The organism is Sphingopyxis sp. KK2 (assembly GCF_001990265.1).
Lineage (GTDB): Bacteria > Pseudomonadota > Alphaproteobacteria > Sphingomonadales > Sphingomonadaceae > Sphingopyxis.
This window is the reverse complement of the sequence record NZ_LYVN01000253.1, coordinates 1-2,513: the sequence shown is the minus strand read 5'-3', so window position 1 is coordinate 2,513 and position 2,513 is coordinate 1. Positions and strand designations below refer to the sequence as shown.

The 2,513-nt window shown below is 64.9% G+C and carries 1 protein-coding gene and 1 pseudogene; one reads left to right on the top strand and one right to left on the bottom strand.

From position 1 onward, the window contains the following. Positions 1 to 466, bottom strand: a pseudogene (locus B1A78_RS21395) (DNA mismatch repair protein MutS); the annotation flags it as partial. A gap of 894 nt (positions 467 to 1,360) precedes the next feature. On the opposite strand from B1A78_RS21395, the gene B1A78_RS21390 reads away from it, so the two are divergent. Then, positions 1,361 to 2,513 (top strand): malic enzyme-like NAD(P)-binding protein (locus B1A78_RS21390; RefSeq protein ID WP_306171667.1); only part of this gene is annotated, 1,153 nt, incomplete at its 3' end.

Genomic DNA, 2,513 nt, shown 5'->3' with positions numbered 1-2,513 from the left:
CCTCGCCCTCGCTGCCGACCTCGGCGAGCGCGGCGAGGCGGTTGGCGCTGCGCCCTTCGAGCAGGCTTTCCTCGGTGAGCGTGCCTGCGGTGACGAAGCGGACGATCGCGCGCGCGACGAGCGCCTTCGACCCGCCGCGCGCCTTGGCCTCGGCGGGGCTTTCGACCTGTTCGGCGATCGCGACGCGGTGGCCGGCCTTGATGAGGCGCGCGAGATAGGATTCGGCCGCATGCACCGGGACGCCGCACATCGGCACCGGCTCGCCGCCATGCTCGCCGCGCGATGTCAGCGCGATGTCGAGCGTCGTCGCCGCGGCCTTCGCATCGTCGAAGAACAGCTCGAAAAAGTCACCCATCCGGTAGAAGAGCAGGCAATCGCCCGCCTTTTCCTTGAGCGACCAATATTGCGCCATCATCGGCGTCGGCGCGGCGGGCTTGGCGGCGGAAAGAGCGGCAGTTGCGGACATCGCGCCCTGCTTAGTGATTGGGGGGCGCATGGCAAGGCGTGGGGTGGTGAAAGGCGGCTTTGGAGTGGGAAGCGGACGTCGCCGATCCTCCCCGGGACGGGGAGGGGGACCAGCGAAGCTGGTGGAGGGGCACAGGCGGTTTGCTTGCCGGTGAAGTAGCGCACCAAGGCGCCATCGCCGGATATGAGGGACCTATCGGTTCGGCGCTGCGCAAACCTCCCGTACCCCTCCACCACCCTTCGGGCGGTCCCCCTCCCCCGTTGGGGGAGGATCGCTTCAGTCCGCTACCGGTCGCTTGCGGACGTTGCACCGGTGCAGTGAGATAGGTCTGGTCATTTTTATCTCACGCAAAGGCGCAAAGAGGTCGTGCCGGCCGCGAAGCGGCTTTTCCCATCGATGCCGCGGCCTGAGGCGGCGATGATGAGAAGGCGACCCAAGGGTCGCAGCCATGCTTCTTTGTACCTTTGCGCCTTTGCGTGACATATATTCCGCCGACGATGAAGAAGCGGGATTCCGGATCAAGTCCGGCGTGACGAAGAAAGAATGTCCGCTACCGCGCGAAATTCGCCGGTCGCCGGGTTCGTCCGAAAAGGCTTTCCTAAAATATATCGCTGTGCTCCACCCTGATAGATGGTCCGCTCGCTCCTCTTCTTCTCGCCCGCCGCTGCGCCTGCACCGGTTGCCGGCTATCCGGAACAAGAGGGGGACGTGGTGTGACCTTTGTGACCTTTGGAATAGATCAGACGGCCAATGGCCCCGCCGCCTAACCGTGCGGCGATTCGATGCACCGCGTGCGCCGAGACACGATATTGGCGGTACCAATTGCAATCAGGCGACGCTAGGGATCAGCGCAATGGGCGCGCGTCTGTGGAATCGAACTGAGGGGACAAACTAATGGACAGCGGCAGCAAGGTGCAGTTCTCGGATCGCGAGGCCCTGCTCTATCATAATTATGGCCGGCCCGGAAAAATCGAGATCGTCGCGTCGAAGCCGATGGCGACGCAGCGCGACCTTTCGCTCGCATATTCGCCCGGGGTCGCCGTTCCCGTGCGCGCGATCGCCGACGATCCGGCGACCGCATATGATTATACGGTCAAGGGCAACCTCGTCGCGGTGATTTCGAACGGCACCGCGATCCTCGGCCTCGGCAATCTCGGCGCGCTCGCGTCGAAGCCCGTGATGGAAGGCAAGGCGGTGCTGTTCAAGCGCTTCGCCGATGTCGATTCGATCGACCTTGAGCTCGATACCGAGGATCCGCAGCGCTTCATCGAAGCGGTCGAACTGATGGGGCCGAGCTTCGGCGGCATCAACCTCGAGGATATCGCGGCGCCGAACTGCTTCATCATCGAGGCGGCGCTGAAAGAGAAAATGAACATCCCGGTGTTCCATGACGACCAGCATGGCACCGCGATCATCACCGCCGCGGGCCTCATCAACGCCTGCCACCTGACCGGGCGCGACCTCGCCACGGTCAAGGTCGTCGTCAACGGCGCCGGCGCGGCCGCGATCGCGTGCACCGCGCTGATGAAGGCGATGGGCGTGCGGCATGAAAATGTCATCATGTGCGACCGCAAGGGCACCATCTATCAGGGCCGCACCGAGGGCATGGACCAGTGGAAGTCGGCGCATGCGGTGCCGACCGAGGCGCGGACGCTCGAAGAGGCGCTGAAGGGCGCCGACGTCTTCCTCGGCCTGTCGGCGGCAGGCGCGCTCAAGCCGCACATGGTCATGGACATGAAGCCCGCGCCGATCATCTTCGCGATGGCGAACCCCGACCCCGAAATCTCGCCGCCCGATGCCCGCGCCGCGCGCCCCGACGCGATCATCGCGACGGGGCGGTCGGACTATCCGAACCAGGTCAACAATGTCCTGTGCTTCCCCTTTATCTTCCGCGGCGCGCTCGACGTGCGCGCGACCGCAATCAACGAAGAGATGAAGATCGCCGCCGCCTATGCCATCGCCGACCTCGCGCGCCAGCAGGTGCCCGAGGAAGTCGCGGCGGCCTATGGCGGGCGCGCGTCGAGTTTCGGCCCCGAATATATCATCC